This window comes from Nostoc sp. KVJ20 (assembly GCF_001712795.1).
GTDB lineage: Bacteria > Cyanobacteriota > Cyanobacteriia > Cyanobacteriales > Nostocaceae > Nostoc.
Genome location: NZ_KV757603.1, coordinates 48,590 through 64,152, shown reverse-complemented (window position 1 = coordinate 64,152; position 15,563 = coordinate 48,590). Strand labels below are relative to the sequence as shown.

Sequence of the window (15,563 nt, the reverse complement as noted above, 5' to 3'; positions counted from 1 at the left end):
AAGTTAGAAGTTAGGAATGAGGAGTTATTAATCTTTAACTCATAACTCATAACTCATAACTTTTTCATTTACCTAGCAACCTCTGTCGCACTCCTTCAGCAATTTTGTGACCCAGATATTCAGGAATGAGGCTTTCATTTGGCCCCAACAAGTAGAGAATTAGCCGTGTACGTCCGCGCCAAACTAGTAAATTGGCATTGACTACCAGAAGGTCTTCCTGCCAGATGGCGTACATCACTTTGTAGAATAATCCTGGTTGATTATCGGCTTCAATCACTAGTGCGGGGAGATGAAAGACCGGATCGACATAGAACTCAGTTTGTACCTGTTCTAAGCCAGTGTCAAGATTGAATTCTACTGCCAGCATCTCTTCTACCTCAAACCGACCTCCCAAAGCCTCGCGAATGGCGCGACAGACATTTTCTGCGGTTTTCTCGGTTAAGGCTTTACTACCACGAGACACCAACAGTTTGATAAAAACCAACATTGGCGGACGGATTTGACCGTATAAACTCAAACCGTGGATAGTCAACCCATAAGCTGCTAGTACACCAAAAATATCGCTGAGGAGAAAAGACTGGTTGCGGTAAGCAAAATGCAGGGCACTTTTGCTACCTTCCGGTTTCAGTTCAATCACAGCGCGTCTAGTTTTATAGAGACGGTAGGCTAGCCGCAAATTTTGCAGTTGAATTTCACTGCTGACGAATTGCTCATAAAACTGGGGAAACGCTCGGTTAAAGCGCTTTAGGAGTTCCAGTGTCGAAGATTTTAAACCAGAAGCCATTGTTAAGGGTAAGACTCGCTTGCTTTCGTCACCTGGGGACTGGGTGTTGGGGATTGAGGGCTGGGATGGGGGACTGGGAATTAGGGACTGGGAATTAGGGACTGGGGGGACAAGAAATAGAGTGTTCTTAAATACCCAATGCCTAATGCCCAATCCCTTGTATACAATTCACTCCTAAGCTAACGTGCATTTAAGCTCTATACGAGTAATTCCCAGGATTAGGTTTTTCCATTTTGAATTTTGAATTTTGAATTACTTATTATCCTTCCCTTTTGATGAATTTCTCCTAGCCTTTACAACAAAATGCTAAAGTTGAAAATGATTGGTGTGAAACACGCTTTAACTGGCTGTTACCATTACAAATCCCGAAAACAACCGAAAAATTTTGAGTGTAAAGGGTAGTAAATGGGGGTAGCTATGTTAAATATGAATCAACACTCCTAAGAGTGGAAACCAATTCAGTTATACTACCCGAACCACGTTGGCATGGGTTTTTGGAAAACTTGGTTTAGTACTCCTGAATCTATAGCGACAACTAGGACAAACCCCTTTGAAGAGCATACAGCGGCAGCTGCGGGCAACTCCAGTAGCATTAGCGAAGCTTCTTCAAAGGAGGCTCGAATCGTCTTTAGCACGGAACGAGACATTGACCTATATGAGCTAGAAGAACTCTGTGATGCAGTTGGTTGGTCGCGTCGTCCTCTAAGAAAAGTGAAAAAAGCTATTGAGCATAGTTTTCTCGTCGCCTCAATGTGGCAGGTGAGAGGAAACCAAAAGCGGCTCATTGGTTTTGCACGGGCTACCTCAGATCACGCGTTTAATGCCACAATTTGGGATGTGGTGGTTCACCCAGACTTTCAAAGTCAAGGACTGGGTAAGGCGCTGATGAAATACGTTCTCAAAAAACTTAGGAGTGAAGAAATTAGTAATGTCACTCTCTTTGCTGACCCACATGTTGTAGATTTCTACCGAACTATGGGGTTTATGGCTGATCCAGAAGGCATCAAAGGCATGTTCTGGTATCCTCATTAGCGCTCAATCCAAATAAAACCCGATTCGCACAAGAAAATCAGGGATACTAGTACAAATCTATTACTTTAATTTGGTTTGACAAGGTTTAGCCGACGAACAAACAAGTATATCTCTTGTAAAACTAAGTCGGCAGAAAAACCTTTATCAGTGTAAGGATGTAATCTAGCTTGTCTTTGTAGAAGATAAAAGATATTAGGCATAAGCCGTTTTATCTGATATAATTAAATTAATGCCTTGTAAAAAGTGCGATCGCTTTGATGGGGAGTTAAGAGCAAACCAAAAAAGTGAACAAGTGTAACCGGGATGTAGCGCAGCTTGGTAGCGCGCCTGCTTTGGGAGCAGGATGCCGCAGGTTCAAATCCTGTCATCCCGATTTAATTAAGATAGTTAAAAGTTAAAGCAGATTAACTGATTTTTTTGCAGACACATGCAGTTTAATTGCGTGTTTTTACCGAGAATATCAATTAGACTGTTCTGCTGTTGAAGCCTAAGATACAAATATTAGTCCTTAAGCAGTAAATTATTTTTGAAACTAAGCTTTGTATATATTTGAGAAGATATTAAAGCAATCCCAGATGGAACGATTGATTAAGCAATCGCGTCACCCAATATTATAAAAAGCCGATAGAATGGCATTTATCATCTCCAAGTCCGGAGAGATGGAGAGACTTTTCACTGTTTGAGAAGACATATAATAGGCATCTACGGCGTTTCGCGGTGAATAGCGGAGCTAATCCGAGAAAAACACAACGTTAACACAGCCAATTTCTGAAAACGATACTATAGCAACCCTAAATAGTTGGGGAACATTGGATTTTGACCGTTGATGTTTAACACCCAACCTCAACGCGCACAATGAATTTTTCACAACTGAAATAGATTGCTATATAACTAAAGCTAGTTGGTGCTGTGGAAATCCAACCATTTGTTTAATTTAATTGGACTATTGATGCGAGGAGCAGTCATGAAATCATTTATTCGCTTGGGCGCAACATTGGGTATAGCTGGCAGTGTATTTTTAACTGGGCTTTCAGGAATCGGCAATCTACCAGGAATAGGAAATCTAGAGGCGATCGCATTGCCACAAGATCAGGTAGTTAAAAAGCTCCAAGAAGTACCTGTATTCACGCTTACCAATCCGAAAGGCGAATTCGTAGTTCTTTCCAGAAACAACGCATCCAAGCCGGTTTCACAGGTAGGATTTTTTATTAGCAAGCAAGATGCTCAAAAATTTCTTGACAATCGCCTGAAAAAAGAAAATCCCCAGTTAGCAAGCACCCTACAGGTTAGACCTTTGTCTCTGGCAGACTACTATAAAATAGTCCAAGAAAGCAAAAAGAAACCAGACTCAGTAATTTATACTTTAGTCCCGACGCAACAACAGGTAGCTTCGGCGACAAGTATGCTAAATCAAAATGGTAAAAAAGGGGAGCAATTCAATGGTATTCCCTTATTTGTACCCAAATTTAAGAAAGATAATAGCTATCTGACCATTCCCGTTGCCAAAGGTAACGAGCGGTACATCCCCTTCTTTTTTGAGAAAGAGCAAGCAGTGGCTCTGTTAGACGAATTCAAGAAAGCCGTGCCAAAGGAAGCAGAAAACACTGAAATTCAGGTAGTGGATTTGTACGGTGTTATGGAGGCTCTCAATAGCAGCAGCGATCCTAGCATCAATAAAATTGTTCTCTATCCATCACGGGAGTCGATCAATTTTATTCGCTCCCTTTCGCCGAATCAATCACCAACCGCCAAGCCTGCTGCCCCCGCTCCGAAAAAATAACGGATATGCGTTCCAAGGTTGAGGTATGGGGGAGAAACATCTGATAGTTTCTGGTTTACAACTTTGGCAGTGGCGAAATGCAGCTCTTGAAGCAGCGATCGCCACTGATGTCCCACCAGGAGAGGTAGATTGGCTGCTCTTAGAAATTGCTGGCTTAGACCGCTTGGCACTGCGTTTGGAGTCTTTTAAAAACTGGCCGCAAGTTCAGCTGCAATTGCCTTTAGAAGAGTTAGACCAGTTGTGGCAAAGGCGATTAAATGACCGCTTGCCAGTGCAGTATATTGCGGGAGTTACACCTTGGCGTAACTTTGAAATCATGGTGTCAAGTGCAGTTTTGATTCCCCGACCAGAGACAGAGTGCTTAATTGATTTAGCGGAAGCATCTGCTAGCAGTGCTTCAGGGCACTGGGCAGATTTGGGTACTGGGAGTGGAGCGATCGCACTGGGATTAGCAGATGTCTTGCCAAAAGCCACAATTCATGCAGTTGATTACAGTTTAGAAGCTCTGGCGATCGCACGAACCAACGCCGATAATTTGGGTTTTGCTGACCGGATTAAATTTTATCAAGGTTCTTGGTGGGAGCCACTGACATTCTTAAAAGGTCAGTTCAGTGGTATGGTGTCGAATCCCCCTTACATACCCACCAGCATTTTACCTAGTTTGCAACCAGAAGTAGTGAACCATGAACCGCATCTAGCTTTGGATGGTGGCGGTGATGGCTTAGATTGCATTCGCCATTTGATAGAAGTCTCCCCTAGTTATTTGCAACCGGGTGGCGTGTGGTTGATTGAGATGATGGCAGGACAGGCGGATGCAGTGCGAGAACTTTTGCAAAATCAAGGTAGCTATTGTAAGATTCAAATTCATGCTGATTTAGCTGGAATTGAACGCTTTGCCCTTGCTTATAAAAGTTAGGAAAAGGGCATGGGGCATGGGGCATAGCGCATAGAAAATAGGAAACCTGCCTCATGCCCAAACCCATAACAATGACACAAGTTTCTCTAACAAATTTAATAGCTGGCGCACGTGCTGGTTTTTTGGTGAGCTTTCCTACGGATACTGTTCCGGCACTTGCAACCGTACCAGAAAAAGCAGGATTAATTTTTGCGGCGAAGCAACGCAGTCAAGATAAACCTTTGATTTTGATGGCGGCTAGTGCTGAAGATTTGTGGCCGTATGTCAAAGGTAGTGAAGACGAATATAAAATTTGGCAAGAATTAGTAGATAAATATTGGCCGGGAGGGCTGACATTAGTTTTACCAGCGAGTGAACGTCTACCCAAAGTTATGAATCCCATTGACCCGACAACAATTGGTATTCGAGTCCCAAACAGTGCGATCGCTCAAACTATTTTGGCGCAAACTGGCCCTCTTGCCACCACTAGCGCCAATTTTTCTGGTCAGTCACCTTTGCAAACGATGGCAGAAATTGAGAATCAGTTTCCTACAGTTCGGACTCTAGCAACAACAGAATATGAGGGTGAAATGTCGGGAATGGGTGTACCTTCCACCGTTGCTAAATGGACAGGGATAAATTGGCAGATTTTGCGGCAAGGTGCGATCAACTTAGATATTTCGAGTGATAACCAGATATAGGTAGCTATAATGTTGTTTTCCTGATTTGCACAACAGATAAATCTGGAACTTTCGTTTGCGCTGTTGTGGTCAATGAACAAGTTAATAATTGCCAGATTGTCAGGAACCTCAGCCTAAAGGCATGAGGCTTGTTAGATTTTCTCTCAAGCCGTTCTGACCAGTCTAAGTCATAACTGACTACGTTTTTTGAGTCACGACACCGGAGAATGCGTAGCTAGTTTTCCGCTCTGTCGCTGGTAGTTAAACAGTCTTAAGGTCACTGAGACAGTGCTGCTAGCCTAACAAGCTCTTAAAACATTGACGAAGCTAACATCACCCCGTAAGGGAGGCACTTCCCGTGCAAAACACTATGTGTACAGGGTTGCAAGATTTGAAATGGTAACTGTCCCATTGAAAGTACAGTACAAAGGTACACCGATTCAAGCAACCCCAAGGCAGTAGTGACAATTGTAAAGCCGTCCTTCTAGGACGGGGTTTCTACCCATATTTCTGATGAATTGGAGCAACTGGATATATCTAGGAGCAGGAATTGCACTAGGTATGGTTTTCCGTCAGTTATTTGTGCGTTCGTCTAATGTTTCATCTAGCTCATCCCCAGTAGCGCCATTAGCTCAACAGGATATGCCACCAATATCGCAACAGCTACAGCAAACGCAGCTGGCATACCTGATGGCAAGGGAAATGAGCCAGTTTAAAGCTGGTTTTTTAGCGCGGACTACTCATGAATTGCGATCGCCCCTCAATGGTCTGATTGGCTTGCAACAGTTAATTTTGTCCGATTTGTGTGAAGATCCAGCTGAGGAACGAGAATTTATTGCCCAAGCTCACGAGCGAACGCTGAAACTGCTGAAGCTGATGGATGAAATTCTCAACGTTGCGAGAACTGAACATGGTACTAATAAATTAGATATTCAGCCTAGACCTTTAGCCCAAATTTTGGAGGAGGTTCATAAATTAACCTATATGCTGGCGGCAAATCGCAATTTTCCCTTGCAATTGTTACCCGCCGACCCAGAAATTTATGTTTTGGCAGATAACCTCTGGCTCCGCCAAATATTGATCAGTTTAATAGACACTGCCATTACTCAGATGGAGGAAGGCAGCATCTGTATTTCCAGTAGCACCTTAACTACAAATAATGTTGTAAACATTTGGCTGGATGTACCAACCAATGCCATAGCCTGGAGCGAGCCGATTGATTTACTCAAATCTGAAGATCATCTGAGTCAGATTAACCAAGCAAACGCTGCTCTTTCCCCAGGAATGAGGCTATTAATCAATCAAACTCTGGTGGAAGTTATGGGAGGAAAGTTAGAAATTCTGCCCTTGACCATTGCAAAGGAAGCACCTCAACAGCTTACCAGACTACAAATCTCTATCCCCCTAGTGATTCCTGAAGCTGAACTTCTGTAGTAGTAACGAAAGCAGCGTTAGCTAGGTTGTGTAACACCATCGTAGTGGTAGTGTTGGCTTGAAAACCAATCTTTTCGTAGAAACCCTGCTGGTGAGTAGTCATCAGGTAAACGCGCTCAACCCACCTCATGCGGGGATGAGTCAAAACGGTTTCTACTAACTTGCTTCCCAACCCACTACTTTGATACTGTGGATGGATCACAACATCCCAAATTGTGGCGCGATATATGCCATCAGATGTTGCTCTAGCAAAGCCAATCAGGCGATCGCTATCCCAGACGCAAATCACTGGTTCACTATTGGCGATAGCTATACCTAAATCTTCAATACTCCGTCCCTTTGCCCAGAAAGCTGAAACGTTTAACAGTTCTTGCAGTTGGTAAAGGTCAATTTCAGACTTGTAATCGCTAAATTGAATCTGATGATCGTTCATGTATGGCACCACTTTTAGCAGTATATTTGCTGTTTCTAAGTCGTATTTTGCTAGAAATTGCTGAATACGTATATCTATATGCAACGATTTGAAGATTTAATCACAAATCCACTTCCACAGAGGATGAGTTGGCCCCTGTTGACGTATTCGAGAAACTTGTTTTTCTAAACGTTGTTTTTCTTGCTGTGGTAGTCCGAGTAAGATATTCCGACTTTGCCAAACTAAAACAGCAGCGGTCATCCCGATACAAAAGGCTAAACCAAAGGTAGACAGTGGATTGTAGAAAAGCCCATATCGCACCGCCACCCAGGTAAAATATTGCTGCCACAGAGAAATTTCTGCACGTAGACCCCACAAGGAAGCAGGGGCAACAGTGAGCCATAAACAGACTACAAACAGCCATCTACCATATATTGTCAACCTATGTAATCTTTCTACTTGTTGAGTAAAGGATGGGTCAGTTGTCATTTGTCATTTGTCCTTTGTCATTTGTCATTTGCTAAAGACTAATGCCCAATGCCCAATACTCAATGATTAATTACCAGGAGATGTATCAATCGATTCATCAGTGACTACCACACTTGTTTGACCGTTGCGCTCTCGCCACAAAGTTAGAAGAGTACTGGCGATAAAAATACTTGAATAAGCCCCGGCTGTAAAGCCAATAATTAAAGCTAAGGCAAAGTTTTTTAGAGTTTCTCCCCCAAACAGAAATATCGCAAACAAAGATAGCATCGTGGTTAAAGTCGTGTTGATAGACCTTGCTAGGGTTTGGTTCACAGCATCATCCACAATGTCAGCAATTGGTCGATCGGGATTTATTTGCAGCGTCTCACGAATGCGATCGTAAATCACCACCGTATCGTTGACTGAAAAACCTGTAATTGTCAGTAAAGCAACGATGAACAGACTATCTACTTCAGTACCTAGTACTAAACCCAAAATCGAAAAAATCCCTGCCGTAACCAAGACATCATGCAATAGTGCAACGATCGCAAACACTGCATAATCCAACTGGAACCGGAAGCTCAAGTAGATTATGATGCCTGCAAAGGAAACTATTAAAGCTATTACCCCAGACCTAAACAGTTCTGCTCCCAGAGTAGGCCCAACGGTGTCAAGTTGGTTTTTTTGCTCGTCAAAAGTACCAACTTTTTCGCTTAAGGCATTTTGCAAATTGGTACGCTGTTCGCGATCCAAGTTTTTTGTGCGAATTAATATACCATTTTCTGCGCCAGTTCCTTTGTCAGCCACAATTTGGATGCTGCTATCGCCCAATCCTTGTTCTTTAGCTACTTCTCGAACAACATTAATATCAATTGGCTGGTCGCAGTTACCGGGTTTGCTACAATCCCGTTCAAACTGCAATCGTGTACCACCAACAAAATCTAAACTGGGACGTAGGGGTGCTTTGATAGTCGGGTTTTGCCAAGAAATCACCATTGAGATGATCCCAGCGAGAATGACAGCACCAGAAATAGCCCACCAAAGCGATCGCGATTTGTTAATACTCAGTTTCATTAAGCCACCTCTGCCTTATTTGATGTTGGCAGGTTCGGAGAGAAAAGTTCTGGTTTTTTGAGTGCGGGAATTGTAATTGCTAAAAACATCAAGGTGCGACTACAGGTAACTGCCGTAAACATACTCACCATTACACCCAAAGCTAAAGTTAGGGCGAAGCCTTTTACCAAACCAGCCCCCAGCCAGAATAGTGCCGCACAGGCAATGACTGTAGTCACGTTGCCATCTAAAATACTGGAAAAGGCGCGATAAAAACCAGATTCCACAGAACGATAAAGGGATTTACCTGCTTGCAATTCTTCCCGCGTCCGTTCAAAAATTAGCACATTCGCATCTACCGCCATCCCAATACTGAGAATGAAACCGGCAATTCCTGGTAGGGTCAGGGTGACACCCAATAAAGCAAAGGTAGCCCAGGTCAGCAATGCGTAAATCAATAGTGCTACATCGGCAATCAGTCCTGGTAGTCTATAGTACACCACCATAAATATTAATACTAAACTCAGACCACCGATACCAGCGTAGATACTGCTAGTGATGCTGTCTTTACCCAAGGTTGCTCCAACAGTGCGGATTTCTGCAATTTCTACTGGTACTGGCAATGCACCACCTCGTAGCTGCACACCTAAGTCATTGGCTTGTTGTGGGGTAAACCGTCCTGTAATCACCGCAGCGCCACCAGTAATACCAGTGGCGGCAAATTCTATACCTACAGTAGGAGCGCTGATCAATTCATTGTCCAGAAAAACACCAATGCTCCGCCCAGTTCCGGCAAGATTTTTCGTCAAATTGGCAAATAGTTCACCACCCTGTTGGTCGAAGCGAATGGCAACATTCCAGTTGTCGCCTTGAGTGGGTTCACCGTATGCATCCTTGAGGTATTTGCCAATTAGTGGTGGATTAGTGCTTTCAAACAATTCTGCGATCGCTTGATTACTGTTCTGTAAATCTTCTTGATTCTTGACAATTGCTGCTTTGTCGGTACTCTTTCTTAATTCTTCTTGCTTAAATTTCAATTCGGCTCTAGATGCTTGGAAAGCAAGCAGTTGGGTTTCTGTATTCGGCTTTTGGGTACGAAATTCTAACTGCGCTGTACCCCCTAGCACCCGTTCAGCTTGCTCTGGATCATTAACCCCTGGTAGTTGCACCAATATTTTATCTGTGCCGACTGTTTGGATCACAGGTTCAGAAACACCCAAACCATTAATCCGTCCTTCGACAACTTTCTTCACACCTTCCAATTCTCGTTCGGTGATTTGGGGAATATCCGCTGATGGTTTCACCTGAATTGTGAGCTGTGATCCTCCCCGCAAGTCCAGTCCAAGGGGTATCGGAATTGTGGCAATCACCGTAATAGCGGCGATTATCAGGACTAAAATCAAAATTAATAGCGATCGCTGTCTTTGCATACCATAACTCGCAACTGACAAAGGCTATAATAGCGCTCTTTTATGGAGTTATGAGCAAGTATTGGGTACTGGGGATCGGGCATTGGGGATTGGTCATTTTTTTTGTACCCAGTACCCAGTACCCAGTCCCCAATCCCTAGTCCCCAATCCCTAGACTCGCAAAGCTACCATTTTTTCCACAGCTTCCACGATTTGCTCTGGTTGGATGATTGTTAGTCGTTCCAGATTACCGTTGTAAGGTGTGGGAATATCTTGGGAAGAAAGCCTTAGTACTGGCGCATCTAATTCATCGAATAAGCGATCGTTTATTGAGGCGATGACTTCTGCTCCAATACCCGCAGTTCGCATTGATTCTTCCACAACAATGACTTTATGGGTTTTTCTTATTGATGCACCGATGGTATCAAAATCTAATGGTTTGAGGGATATTAAATCGATAACTTCTGGATCGTATCCTTGTTTTTCAAGAGTTTTTACAGCTTGCAACACATGATGCCGCATTCGCGAATAAGTAATAATTGTGACATCTTTACCCTCACGCACAACTTCTGCTTTATCCAGAGGTAGCAAGTATTCTTCTTCTGGTAAATCTTCTTTCAAGTTGTAAAGTAAAACGTGTTCAAAGAACAACACTGGATTATCATCGCGGATAGCGGATTTTAGTAGTCCTTTAGCATTTCTTGGTGTAGAACAAGCAACAATCTTCAACCCTGGCACAGCTTGGAAGTAAGTTTCTAGTCGCTGAGAATGTTCTGCGCCTAGCTGTCGTCCCACACCGCCAGGGCCGCGAATTACCATCGGAATTTTAAAGTTACCGCCGGAAGTATAGCGTAGCATCCCAGCGTTGTTGGATATTTGGTTGAAGGCGAGCAATAAAAAGCCCATATTCATGCCTTCAATGATGGGACGTAACCCAGTCATTGCAGCTCCCACAGCCATCCCAGTAAAGCTATTTTCCGCAATGGGGGTGTCTAGAATGCGGAGTTCGCCATATTTTTGGTACAGGTCTTTGGTAACTTTATAGGAACCGCCATAGTGTCCTACATCTTCACCGAGAACGAATACGCTGGAATCACGCGCCATTTCTTCATCAATGGCTTCCCGTAAGGCGTTGAAGAAAAGTGTTTCTGCCATTTAGACCTTTTAGTACGATTATGGTTTTAGAATTTTATCGTGCTGCTGTCGCAAATAAGGTGAGCGATCGCACTAGTTAGAGATTGGGTTGTTTAAACGATCCTCTTCATTGGAGCAAGAATATAAGAAACGTGGAGCCAAATAAAACGCAAAACTTTAACTCCGTAACAGAGGCTGAATGGACAACTGATTCTCAGATATATAGGTGCTGTTGCGTTCCGTCAAGCTTAACGCATCAATACTTGAGAAAATTATGTTACGAAAATCACTAACGCACCCTACATTAGGAGTTGCAAATTAATAAATCCACATACCTAAGTTAGATTTTATAGGTTTTAGGACTTACGCATTGAAAATCGCATTCCTAAAATACCCGCCCAAAAGGTTTTTTACGATAACGCCGATAAATATCAAAATCACTGTTCAAAGTAGCATAGGCGTAGCCCAACCTAGGCATCGCACCAATATCTAAGCATTCCGAAATGACGATCAAGGAGAATGCAAAATCCCCTGGTAAATCTCTGTACTGAGTATTAAACTCAGCAATACGCGAAAAATCTTGCGGCAATAATTGCTCACACTCATAAGACCTCTTGCAAAAAGCACTTTTGCAAGAGGTCTAAGGTTAGCCAACGTTCAACAATCAAGTGTCGGATCAATTCACTCTTTTCCGTTTGCTCATGAGCCAAGATGTCGGCAAATTCTTACTATTCAATCATTTGTCCTACTTTAACCATCGCGCCGCATCTTTGGCATGATAAGTCAAAATCAAGTCTGCACCAGCCCGTTTAAACCCAGTTAAAGTTTCCATAACCACGCGCTCCTCGTCAATCCAACCATTGAGAGCGGCAGCTTTCACCATCGAATACTCACCAGAAACATTGTAAGCCGCAACTGGTAAGTTACTCGCTTCCTTCACCCGCCAGATAATATCCATGTATGCCAAGGCTGGCTTAACCATGAGCATATCAGCACCTTCAGCAATATCCAATTCAATCTCTTTAATTGCTTCGCGGGCGTTACCTGGGTCCATTTGGTAAGTTCTTCTGTCCCCAAATTGTGGTGTCGAGTCTGCTGCATCTCTAAATGGGCCATAATAACCCGAAGCATACTTAGCAGCATAAGACAAAATCGGCGTGTCTTGAAATCCGGCTTCATCTAAACCCTGACGAATTGCTTGCACAAACCCATCCATCATCCCCGAAGGGGCGATGATATCGGCACCAGCTTTTGCTTGAGAAACCGCTGTTTTCTTCAACAATTCCAAAGTTGGGTCATTTAAAACTCGTCCTGTTAAATCACCAACTTGTAAATAACCACAATGACCGTGACTGGTGTACTCACATAAACAAGTATCAGCAATTACAATCAAATCTGGCACTGCTGCTTTTACCGCCGTCGCCGCTTTCTGGACGATACCGCAATCATGCCAAGCGCCAGTGGCATCCACATCTTTATCAGCCGGAATTCCAAATAAAATAATCGAAGGAATTCCTAAGTCATAAACTTCTTTTGCTTCTTCAACAATTTTATCTACCGAAAGTTGGTAGACTCCGGGCATGGATTTCACCTCGTTAGCGATTCCCTCACCTGGTACAGCAAATAATGGGTAGATTAAATCGTTTGTTGTTAAAACAGTTTCACGAACCATCCGGCGCAGTTGGGGATGAGTACGCAGACGACGGGGACGATGTGTAGGAAACATAAAATTTTATGAAGAAAAACAACGCAATTGGACACAAAACAAAGCGTCACAAAAGCAGGCTAAAATTTTCCTGCCGTCGGACAGACTACAAACAGTGCTTAACTGTCCTTTTGCCCTACTCTTAATCAAGTTGTGGGGCAATTTTGTATTCTACAGCTTGGTTGCACCTATCCGACGGACTGGGAAAAAAACGACATAATAAGCAATTCAAAATGATAAGACTGTCTGTTGGCAAAATTTTGGGGAATTGAGGGTTGAAATTTCAACGCCAAGTGGCGCAGAGGAAAACGCAGAGGCACGCAGAGAATTCGCTACGAATTAATTAAATTTTGTATTTGGTAGTAAATAACTGACAATGCCCAATGCTCAATGCTCAATGCCCCATGCCCCATTCCCAATGATAATTTGTGTTAAAAAACTCGGAAAATATAGGGATAACGGAAGGGTATATCAGGATTGCTGAAAACTCCGATGAGCGCCCAAATTGTTAATCCCCAGTGTAATAGATACCCAATACCCGCTAGTGGCCCCAACAATAATAGAGGTAACACTAACCAACCAAATAGAAAAAATAGCGCTCCTAGAATTCCTCCATACAGCCAGACATTAAAGTGGAAATTGATAGACTCTTTGGCGTTTTCTTTAACAACAGGATCATCAGATACGAGCAGTATGGCGATAGGTATACCTACAGATATAAAAGCCGTACTGAAAAAAATGGCTCCATGCGACAAGGCAGATAGAAGCTTTCGCTTGTCTGTGTCGTACATTCTTTTCTCCTATTTAGTCAGATTGTTGGTTATATTACGACCCTATCACGAGCATCGTTGTCTTAAGATTAAAAGACTTACAAGAGTCAAAAAATTAAGTTAGCTAACAAACAAATACATTTATGTCTACTGAACTTCAGTCTGAACTTATTCAAGCGGTTGAACTTCGCCGCAATTTTGCGATTATATCTCACCCTGATGCGGGTAAAACTACACTAACAGAAAAGCTACTTCTGTACGGAGGTGCAATTCACGAAGCTGGGGCGGTGAAGGCGCGACGGGCGCAGCGAAAGGCTACCTCTGACTGGATGGCGATGGAGCAACAACGTGGTATTTCCATCACCTCCACAGTGTTGCAATTTGAATACCGGAACTGTCAAATAAATTTATTAGATACGCCGGGACACCAAGATTTCAGTGAAGATACTTATCGCACCCTCGCCGCTGCCGATAATGCCGTGATGCTGATTGATGCGGCAAAAGGTTTGGAACCCCAAACCCGCAAATTGTTTGAAGTGTGTAAGTTGCGGGGTATCCCGATTTTTACATTTGTCAACAAGCTCGATCGCCCAGGTAGGGAACCTCTGGAACTGTTGGATGAAATTGAGCAAGAATTGGGATTACAAACCTATGCGGTCAACTGGCCGATTGGTATGGGCGATCGCTTTAAAGGTGTTTTTGACCGACACAAGCAACAAATACACCTCTTTGAGCGCAGTTTCCACGGTAGCCGCGAAGCCCGTGATACGATAGTCGAGTTAGGTGATCCGAGAATAGAAGAACAGCTAGAACAAGACCTCTACCACCAACTGAAAAACGATCTAGAACTGTTAGAAGGAGTTGGGCCAGAGCTAGATTTGCAGTTGATACACGAAGGCAAAATGACGCCTGTGTTCTTTGGTAGCGCCATGACTAACTTCGGGGTAGAGTTATTCCTCAAGTATTTCCTCGACTATGCCCTCAAACCCGGTTCTCATGTCAGCAGTGTTGGCGAAGTTCCCCCTACATACCCGGAATTTTCGGGGTTTGTCTTCAAACTGCAAGCGAATATGGACCCGAAGCATCGCGATCGCGTCGCATTTATCCGGGTCTGCACTGGTAAGTTTGAAAAAGATATGATGGTGAATCACGCCCGCATTGGTAAACTCATCCGTCTATCTCGCCCGCAAAAACTCTTTGCTCAAGAGCGGGAATCGATTGATGTGGCTTATCCTGGCGATGTGATCGGTTTGAATAATCCCGGTGTTTTTGCGATCGGGGATACAATTTACACGGGACAAAAGCTCGAATATGAGGGGATTCCGTATTTCTCGCCGGAACTGTTTGCGTCTATGAGGAATCCCAACCCCTCAAAATCTAAACAATTCCAAAAAGGCGTTGCGGAATTGCGAGAAGAAGGTGCTGTACAAATTATGTATTCAACTGATGAAGCCAAGCGCGATCCAATTTTGGCGGCGGTGGGTCAGTTGCAATTCGAGGTGGTGCAGTTTCGTTTACAAAACGAATATGGTGTAGAAACCATATTAGAGTTATTGCCCTACAGTGTCGCCCGTTGGGTTGAGGGTGGTTGGGAAGCATTAGAAAAAGTGGGCCGAATATTCAACACCACTACAGTTAAAGACAGTATGGGACGTCCAGTGTTACTATTCCGCAATGAATGGAATTGTCAACAATTATTGGGCGACCATCCAGAGTTAAAATTAAGCGCGATCGCTCCAGTATTTTCTAGTCAAAAACCAGTGGAAGAATAATTCACTACGAATTTTAGATTTTAGATTTTAAATTTTAGATTTTTTTGTTCATGTCTTGCCCCTAGTGGGTAGAACAAATCTAAAATCCTTAATTTAAAATCCTTGAGCCAAGTAACCTTGTGGTCAGGCTCAATCCAAAATCCAAAATCCAAAATCCAAAATTGGTTGACAAGCAAAACTTGAGCGCGGTTGAGTTCCACGGCATCCGAGGTTCGCGCTTTTGCACAAACGTGGA

At 43.3% G+C, this 15,563-nt stretch carries 15 protein-coding genes, 1 tRNA gene and 1 pseudogene; 7 read left to right on the top strand and 10 right to left on the bottom strand.

Annotated features, from left to right (window positions below; translation table 11 throughout):
* Positions 1-64 precede the first annotated feature (64 nt).
* On the bottom strand, positions 65-784 hold the full coding sequence (locus A4S05_RS12225; RefSeq protein ID WP_012410214.1) for a hypothetical protein: 720 nt from the start codon (positions 782-784) through the stop codon (positions 65-67).
* A 486-nt stretch (positions 785-1,270) separates the two neighbouring features.
* On the opposite strand from A4S05_RS12225, the gene A4S05_RS12220 reads away from it, so the two are divergent.
* Positions 1,271-1,816 (top strand): GNAT family N-acetyltransferase, encoded by a 546-nt coding sequence (locus A4S05_RS12220; protein WP_069070095.1) that lies wholly within the window; start codon positions 1,271-1,273, stop codon positions 1,814-1,816.
* Between the two features lie 65 nt (positions 1,817-1,881).
* On the opposite strand, the gene A4S05_RS43250 is transcribed toward A4S05_RS12220, so the two are convergent.
* Positions 1,882-2,016 (bottom strand): hypothetical protein, encoded by a 135-nt coding sequence (locus A4S05_RS43250; RefSeq protein ID WP_256090950.1) that lies wholly within the window; start codon positions 2,014-2,016, stop codon positions 1,882-1,884.
* A gap of 99 nt (positions 2,017-2,115) precedes the next feature.
* On the opposite strand from A4S05_RS43250, the gene A4S05_RS12215 reads away from it, so the two are divergent.
* The 5 genes from A4S05_RS12215 (at position 2,116) to A4S05_RS12195 (ending at position 6,605) form a co-directional block, all read left to right on the top strand.
* A tRNA-Pro gene (locus A4S05_RS12215) sits at positions 2,116-2,189 on the top strand.
* Positions 2,190-2,780: 591 nt separating this feature from the next.
* On the top strand, positions 2,781-3,596 hold the full coding sequence (locus A4S05_RS12210) for a Tic22 family protein (protein WP_069070149.1): 816 nt from the start codon (positions 2,781-2,783) through the stop codon (positions 3,594-3,596).
* A 25-nt stretch (positions 3,597-3,621) separates the two neighbouring features.
* Positions 3,622-4,512, top strand: coding sequence for a peptide chain release factor N(5)-glutamine methyltransferase (gene prmC, locus A4S05_RS12205; protein ID WP_069070094.1), 891 nt, complete (start codon positions 3,622-3,624; stop codon positions 4,510-4,512).
* A gap of 71 nt (positions 4,513-4,583) precedes the next feature.
* Entirely contained in the window at positions 4,584-5,192 is a 609-nt protein-coding gene (locus A4S05_RS12200) for an L-threonylcarbamoyladenylate synthase (RefSeq protein ID WP_069070148.1), read from the top strand.
* 492 nt (positions 5,193-5,684) lie between these two features.
* Positions 5,685-6,605, top strand: a complete 921-nt coding sequence (locus A4S05_RS12195; protein WP_069070093.1) for a sensor histidine kinase — start codon at positions 5,685-5,687, stop codon at positions 6,603-6,605.
* On the opposite strand, the gene A4S05_RS12190 is transcribed toward A4S05_RS12195, so the two are convergent.
* From A4S05_RS12190 to A4S05_RS12155, 8 genes and pseudogenes are all read right to left on the bottom strand, one after another.
* Complete coding sequence (locus A4S05_RS12190) at positions 6,568-7,038, bottom strand: GNAT family N-acetyltransferase (RefSeq protein ID WP_069070092.1); 471 nt, start codon at positions 7,036-7,038, stop codon at positions 6,568-6,570. The two genes, A4S05_RS12195 and A4S05_RS12190, sit on opposite strands and share 38 nt — an antisense overlap.
* A 96-nt stretch (positions 7,039-7,134) precedes the next feature.
* Complete coding sequence (locus tag A4S05_RS12185) at positions 7,135-7,506, bottom strand: hypothetical protein (RefSeq protein WP_069070091.1); 372 nt, start codon at positions 7,504-7,506, stop codon at positions 7,135-7,137.
* A 66-nt stretch (positions 7,507-7,572) separates the two neighbouring features.
* Positions 7,573-8,559, bottom strand: a complete 987-nt coding sequence (gene secF / locus A4S05_RS12180; RefSeq protein ID WP_069070090.1) for a protein translocase subunit SecF — start codon at positions 8,557-8,559, stop codon at positions 7,573-7,575.
* The gene (gene secD, locus A4S05_RS12175; protein ID WP_069070089.1) at positions 8,559-9,968 is read right to left on the bottom strand and encodes a protein translocase subunit SecD; all 1,410 of its coding nucleotides are present in this window, start codon (positions 9,966-9,968) and stop codon (positions 8,559-8,561) included. Before secD ends, secF begins: the two co-directional genes overlap by 1 nt.
* A gap of 150 nt (positions 9,969-10,118) precedes the next feature.
* Positions 10,119-11,102: an alpha-ketoacid dehydrogenase subunit beta gene (locus tag A4S05_RS12170; protein WP_069070088.1), complete on the bottom strand. Its 984-nt coding sequence runs from the start codon at positions 11,100-11,102 to the stop codon at positions 10,119-10,121.
* A 364-nt stretch (positions 11,103-11,466) separates the two neighbouring features.
* A pseudogene (locus A4S05_RS12165) lies at positions 11,467-11,697 on the bottom strand (VapC toxin family PIN domain ribonuclease); the annotation flags it as partial.
* Positions 11,698-11,826: 129 nt separating this feature from the next.
* Positions 11,827-12,807, bottom strand: a complete 981-nt coding sequence (gene hemB, locus A4S05_RS12160) for a porphobilinogen synthase (protein WP_069070087.1) — start codon at positions 12,805-12,807, stop codon at positions 11,827-11,829.
* A gap of 410 nt (positions 12,808-13,217) precedes the next feature.
* A complete protein-coding gene (locus A4S05_RS12155; RefSeq protein WP_069070086.1) occupies positions 13,218-13,577 on the bottom strand; it encodes a DUF4870 domain-containing protein in 360 nt (119 codons plus the stop codon).
* 122 nt (positions 13,578-13,699) lie between these two features.
* On the opposite strand from A4S05_RS12155, the gene prfC reads away from it, so the two are divergent.
* Positions 13,700-15,328 carry a peptide chain release factor 3 gene (gene prfC, locus A4S05_RS12150; protein WP_069070085.1) on the top strand — a complete coding sequence of 543 codons (1,629 nt, stop codon included), beginning with the start codon at positions 13,700-13,702 and terminating at the stop codon, positions 15,326-15,328.
* Positions 15,329-15,563 lie beyond the last annotated feature (235 nt).

What these genes read in the sequence shown, in the direction of transcription:
- A4S05_RS12225 (WP_012410214.1), bottom strand. Translation starts at nt 784, where the DNA reads ATGGCTTCTGGTTTAAAATCTTCGACACTGGAACTCCTAAAGCGCTTT.
- secF (WP_069070090.1), bottom strand. Translation starts at nt 8,559, where the DNA reads ATGAAACTGAGTATTAACAAATCGCGATCGCTTTGGTGGGCTATTTCT.
- A4S05_RS43250 (WP_256090950.1), bottom strand. Translation starts at nt 2,016, where the DNA reads ATGCCTAATATCTTTTATCTTCTACAAAGACAAGCTAGATTACATCCT.
- A4S05_RS12200 (WP_069070148.1), top strand. Translation starts at nt 4,584, where the DNA reads ATGACACAAGTTTCTCTAACAAATTTAATAGCTGGCGCACGTGCTGGT.
- A4S05_RS12155 (WP_069070086.1), bottom strand. Translation starts at nt 13,577, where the DNA reads ATGTACGACACAGACAAGCGAAAGCTTCTATCTGCCTTGTCGCATGGA.
- prfC (WP_069070085.1), top strand. Translation starts at nt 13,700, where the DNA reads ATGTCTACTGAACTTCAGTCTGAACTTATTCAAGCGGTTGAACTTCGC.
- hemB (WP_069070087.1), bottom strand. Translation starts at nt 12,807, where the DNA reads ATGTTTCCTACACATCGTCCCCGTCGTCTGCGTACTCATCCCCAACTG.
- secD (WP_069070089.1), bottom strand. Translation starts at nt 9,968, where the DNA reads ATGCAAAGACAGCGATCGCTATTAATTTTGATTTTAGTCCTGATAATC.
- A4S05_RS12190 (WP_069070092.1), bottom strand. Translation starts at nt 7,038, where the DNA reads ATGAACGATCATCAGATTCAATTTAGCGATTACAAGTCTGAAATTGAC.
- A4S05_RS12185 (WP_069070091.1), bottom strand. Translation starts at nt 7,506, where the DNA reads ATGACAACTGACCCATCCTTTACTCAACAAGTAGAAAGATTACATAGG.
- prmC (WP_069070094.1), top strand. Translation starts at nt 3,622, where the DNA reads ATGGGGGAGAAACATCTGATAGTTTCTGGTTTACAACTTTGGCAGTGG.
- A4S05_RS12170 (WP_069070088.1), bottom strand. Translation starts at nt 11,102, where the DNA reads ATGGCAGAAACACTTTTCTTCAACGCCTTACGGGAAGCCATTGATGAA.
- A4S05_RS12195 (WP_069070093.1), top strand. Translation starts at nt 5,685, where the DNA reads ATGAATTGGAGCAACTGGATATATCTAGGAGCAGGAATTGCACTAGGT.
- A4S05_RS12220 (WP_069070095.1), top strand. Translation starts at nt 1,271, where the DNA reads ATGGGTTTTTGGAAAACTTGGTTTAGTACTCCTGAATCTATAGCGACA.
- A4S05_RS12210 (WP_069070149.1), top strand. Translation starts at nt 2,781, where the DNA reads ATGAAATCATTTATTCGCTTGGGCGCAACATTGGGTATAGCTGGCAGT.